General features: G+C 60.9%; 2 protein-coding genes and 1 pseudogene. All 3 read left to right on the forward strand.

Features of this window, described 5'->3' with window-relative positions:
- Window positions 1-233, forward strand: a 233-nt coding sequence (locus HMPREF3143_RS05605) for a mercuric ion transporter MerT (protein ID WP_217628549.1), incomplete at its 5' end; no start/stop codon positions are given.
- Window positions 234-248: 15 nt separating this feature from the next.
- On the forward strand, window positions 249-524 hold the full coding sequence (merP, locus tag HMPREF3143_RS05610; protein ID WP_000732275.1) for a mercury resistance system periplasmic binding protein MerP: 276 nt from the start codon (window positions 249-251) through the stop codon (window positions 522-524).
- A 27-nt stretch (window positions 525-551) separates the two neighbouring features.
- Window positions 552-612: pseudogene (locus HMPREF3143_RS25495) on the forward strand (mercury transport protein MerC); the annotation flags it as partial.

A 612-nucleotide genomic window follows, 5' to 3' on the forward strand; every position in this document is an offset into this window, starting at 1 on the left:
GGATCGGCAACCTGACGGTGCTGGAACCCTATCGCCCGATCTTCATCGGCGCAGCGCTGGTCGCGCTGTTTTTCGCCTGGCGGCGCATCTACCGCCCGGCGCAAGCCTGCAAACCGGGTGAGGTCTGCGCGATTCCCCAAGTGCGAGCTACTTACAAGCTCATTTTCTGGATCGTGGCCGCGCTGGTCCTGGTCTCGCTCGGATTTCCCTACGTCATGCCATTTTTCTATTAATCACAGGAGTTCATCATGAAAAAACTGTTTGCCGCCCTCGCCCTCGCTGCCGTTGTTGCCCCCGTGTGGGCCGCCACCCAGACCGTCACGCTGTCCGTGCCTGGCATGACCTGCGCCTCTTGCCCGATCACTGTCAAGCACGCGCTTTCCAAGGTTGAGGGCGTGAGCAAGACCGACGTAAGTTTCGACAAGCGCCAGGCCGTCGTCACCTTCGACGATGCCAAGACCAACGTCCAGAAGTTGACCAAGGCGACCGAGGACGCGGGCTATCCGTCCAGCCTCAAACGCTGATCCGTTAACCGAACTCGGGAGCGACACATGGGACTCATCACGCGCATCGCTGGCAAAACCGGCGCGCTCGGCAGCGTCGTTTCCGCGA

Source organism: Enterobacter sp. HMSC16D10 (genome assembly GCF_001807145.1).
Lineage (GTDB): Bacteria > Pseudomonadota > Gammaproteobacteria > Enterobacterales > Enterobacteriaceae > Enterobacter > Enterobacter roggenkampii.